General features: G+C 56.8%; 5 protein-coding genes. All 5 read left to right on the plus strand.

Going from position 1 to position 3885, the window contains the following annotated elements; translation table 11 throughout:
• Positions 1-83: 83 nt before the first annotated feature.
• Positions 84-1625 (plus strand): rhamnulokinase family protein, encoded by a 1542-nt coding sequence (locus ACF8AM_RS13505; protein ID WP_392556133.1) that lies wholly within the window; start codon positions 84-86, stop codon positions 1623-1625.
• A 24-nt stretch (positions 1626-1649) separates the two neighbouring features.
• Positions 1650-2255 carry a 5-formyltetrahydrofolate cyclo-ligase gene (locus tag ACF8AM_RS13510; RefSeq protein WP_392556134.1) on the plus strand — a complete coding sequence of 202 codons (606 nt, stop codon included), beginning with the start codon at positions 1650-1652 and terminating at the stop codon, positions 2253-2255.
• Positions 2256-2301: 46 nt separating this feature from the next.
• Complete coding sequence (locus tag ACF8AM_RS13515; RefSeq protein WP_392556135.1) at positions 2302-2448, plus strand: hypothetical protein; 147 nt, start codon at positions 2302-2304, stop codon at positions 2446-2448.
• A 34-nt stretch (positions 2449-2482) separates the two neighbouring features.
• Positions 2483-2797 carry a hypothetical protein gene (locus ACF8AM_RS13520; RefSeq protein ID WP_392556136.1) on the plus strand — a complete coding sequence of 105 codons (315 nt, stop codon included), beginning with the start codon at positions 2483-2485 and terminating at the stop codon, positions 2795-2797.
• Positions 2798-2993: 196 nt separating this feature from the next.
• On the plus strand, positions 2994-3885 hold an 892-nt coding region (locus ACF8AM_RS13525), incomplete at its 3' end, for a hypothetical protein (RefSeq protein ID WP_392556137.1).

The following is a 3885-nucleotide window of genomic DNA, read 5'->3' on the forward strand; positions in this document are numbered from 1 at the left end:
TGTGATTGGTGTGGGCGGCCGCGGACTTGTCTCGATTCGTTCCCTCCTCGTCTCTCGTTCGTATCACTTTTTTTTGAGTCAAAATGTCATCCCCTGAGCCTTCCTCACGCGAAATTCAGTTTTCTGGGCCCGTTCATTTGGCGGTGGATTTGGGAGCTTCCAGTGGCCGCGTGATCGCTGGCGGGGTGAATGACGGGAAGTTGGGCTTGGTGGAGACGGGACGGTTTGTGAATCGGCCTCTGAAGGTCCAGGACGCGATGCTGTGGAATCACCTGCAGTTGTGGCAGGACATCCAAGACGGGCTGCGGGACGCCGCTCTGCGTGCCCAATCCGATTGGACCCAGGCCACCATCGCATCGGTGGGTGTGGACACTTGGGGGGTGAGTTTTGGATTCGTGGACCCGCGCGACCAAATTGCCGGACCCGTTTGGCATTACCGCGACGCACGCCACCGGGGGATGGTCGAAAAGATCTGCGAGATCGTGCCTCGCGAAACGATTTTCCAGGAAACCGGCATGCAGTTCATGGACATCAATTCTCTGTGCCAGTTGATTGCGGCGAAGCAGAACGGGGATTCGGTGTTCGAGACGGCTGAATCGTTCCTGATGATGGGGGACTTGTTTCACTGGTTGCTGTCCGGGGAACGCTCGATCGAAGCCAGCAATGCATCGACGACACAGTTGCTCAATCCTGCCACGCAAAGTTGGTCAACGAAGTTGCTGGATGGTTTCGGGTTGCCTCACGAATGGTTTGCGGAGCCAACGCCTGCGGGGACGACGATTGGAACCGTCCAGCCCAGTGTGGCGATGGAGATTGGACTGCATGACGTTCCGGTGATCTTGCCCGCGACTCACGACACGGCGTCGGCGGTGTTGGCGGTTCCTGCGGAAGGCTTCGCGCCAGCTTCGCCTGATTGGTGCTACATCAGTTCGGGAACGTGGTCGTTGATGGGAGTTGAGATTCCGCAACCAAACGTTTCGCCGCTGTGTGCGGAATTGAACTTCACCAACGAAGGCGGAGTCCGCGGAAGCACTCGATTGTTGCAGAACATCGGTGGGCTTTGGATTTACCAGCAGATCCGTGCGGCGCTCGATCGCCAAGGCAACGCGCCATCTTGGGCGGAGATGACTCAGGCCGCCGCTGATGCCGAGCCGTTTGCATTGCTGGTCAATCCGGATGATCCCGCTCTTGTTGCACCGGACAACATGATCGACGCCATCTGCGGGTTAGCAGGGCGGACTGGGCAACGCGTTCCCACGGACAATGGTGTTCTGTTCCGAGGTGCGTTAGAAGGGCTCGCGCTCCGTTACCGAATGTGTCTGCAACACCTGGAGTCATTGACTGGTTCGGATATCAAGACGATTCACATTGTCGGTGGTGGTTCGCTCAATGCGTTGCTTTGCCAGATGACCGCCGACGCTTGCGGGCGACGCGTGGTTGCTGGTCCGGTTGAAGCGACCGCGATCGGAAACATTCTGATGCAGATGATCGGAAGTGGATCGCTGCATTCGATCGATGAGGCGCGAGAGTTGGTGCGTCAGAGTTTCCCCACGCAGGCCTACGAGCCTCAGGCAACGGATCGCTGGGACGAACCCGCCGCAAAGTTCGCGACTTTCTTTGAGTGAGCGTCGATATCGGATTTGCAAATCATGACCTCAGATGACGAATCTCTTGTCGCTCGCAAGCAGAAGATTCGGACGGCGGCGCAAGCGGCACGGCGAGAGCAAGCGAACCGGCCTGGTGTCAGCCAGGTGATTGTGGACGCTGCGATGCAGTTGCCCGCCTACCGGGAGGCAGCTTGTGTGATGTGGTACATCGACGTCCGGTCTGAGGTGCAGACTCGGCATGCGTTGCCAGCAGCCATTGGAAGCGGCAAGAAGATTGTTGTGCCGTTCTGTATTGATGGGGAGTTAGGGCTCTTTCATTTGGAATCGATGGAGGAGCTTTCCGAGGGCATGTACAAGATCCTCGAGCCGCGTGAAGCATTGCGAGGCGTCGCAACCAAGCGAGTCTTGGTCGAGGAGTTGGAGTTGGTTCTCGTTCCAGGAGTGGCCTTTGATCCAGAAGGTGGTCGCATCGGGCACGGGAAAGGTTACTACGACAAACTCTTGAGAAGTGTCCGGCCAGAAACGCGTCTGGTTGCATTGGCATTTGAGTGTCAAATGTTTGACGCGGTTCCGGTGCAGGCTCATGACGTCATCATGGACATGGTCGTCACGGAGGAGCGGGTTTGCGTGGTTCGCGACCTGAGCTAGATTTGTTTGAATTGGATTGCTTTGAAGACGCTCCAGGGAGTTTGCTATGAGTCTGGTTCGAGCTCATTTCGCCGTCGTTCGCGTGTGCTGTTTGTTGGCGTGGTGGACTCTCGTTCAAGCCGAGCCAATCGCGGCACAAGTCGCCATTTCGCCCTCAGGCGATCGCTGGAACGCACGACCTGGCCTGGTTTGAGCGTGAGCACCTCAAGTTGCAGCAACAGTTTTCCTTGGATGTTCAGGCGATCTTGACGCCCGAGCAGTCGGAGTCGCTCGCACGTGTGGTGAGAGTGAAGGGGCTCGTGCAGTTGCATGGCGACGGGTTCGCCATGTTCAATGGATTGGCGCAGGATTTCGGGGTGAGTGGGAAGGAGTTGCTCAACCTTCGTGTCGAAATTCAGAAGGTGCGTCGGGAGTATTATCACGAGGTGTCTGAGCTGAAGAAGGTTTCCTTTAAAAGGATTGTTGACCTGTTGCCACCTGAGCATCGTGAGGAGGCGCAGAAAGCGGTGGAAGAATCGTTGAGGGCGAGTTTCGGCGAATAGGGCTGTCCGCGATGCGGTTCCTGTGACGTGAGTTGTCGTGCCGCAGGGTGTCGGTTGTGCCGGATGTGCGGTTTGCGGTGTTGCGATGGTCTGTGGATGGGACGGCAATTTCCAAGACCTGGTTGGACGATAAGCCAACGACACAGCCGACTCGGGGTGGCTGGCTTCTTCCGCTTATCGAATGGGATTCCCTTCCATGCCGTTTCTCTCCGGTAGCCTTTCCTTTGAACGATTTCGCGTCAATCAATTTGAAGATGGCCCATTCGGGCAAGAACACATCGAGCGGATGGCGGAGAACGTGGCCGGGCGAACCGAAACCGCCAACGAAGAAAACGTGCATTTGGGTTTTCTAGGCGGCGATCACCTTTTCGATCAAGATTTTGATCTGGCGAAAAACATCATCGATGATGCTGTGCACTTTGGTGTTCGCGTCGACACCAACCAAGTGCCTTCGGTGATCAAGAAGGCTTGGTTGTCGATGGAACTGGCGGCACTCAGCCGTGAAAATCCGGGCGGGAAACCGACGAAGTCGCAACGCAAAGAAGCCAAGGAAGCGGTCGAGCAACGCTGTGAAAATGAAGCCGCAACGGGCAAGTACCGCAAGTTTCAACAGCATGCGTTGTTATGGGACTGCAGTCGCGATCTGCTTTATTACGGTGGGACCGCAGGGACCGGAAGCGGTCACTGCATCGATCTGCTCGAACGTGTGTTCGGAATCGAATGCGGGCACATCAGTGCGGGTGTCGTCGCGCAGGATTGGGCTCGCGACAACGATCGCTATGCAGAGATGGACGATGTGATGCCGGCCAGCTTCGTTGCTGGGGAAGGGTTCAGCGGCGTGGCTTGGGCCAATGAACATTCTCAGTCACCGGACTTCCTCGGAAATGAATTCTTGCTGTGGTTGTGGTGGATGTTGGAAACCGAGACCGACACGATCGAGACCTTTGACGGAACCGAAGTCACGTTGATGTTAGCCAAGACGTTGTCTTTGGAATGCCCGCTGGGCGATTCCGGCAAAGAGTCGATCTCGGCCGAGTGCCCTACGAAGTTGCCCGAGGCGATGCGAGCGATCCAAAGTGGCAAGCTGC

It is taken from the genome of Rhodopirellula sp. JB055 (assembly GCF_043100905.1).
Lineage (GTDB): Bacteria > Planctomycetota > Planctomycetia > Pirellulales > Pirellulaceae > Rhodopirellula.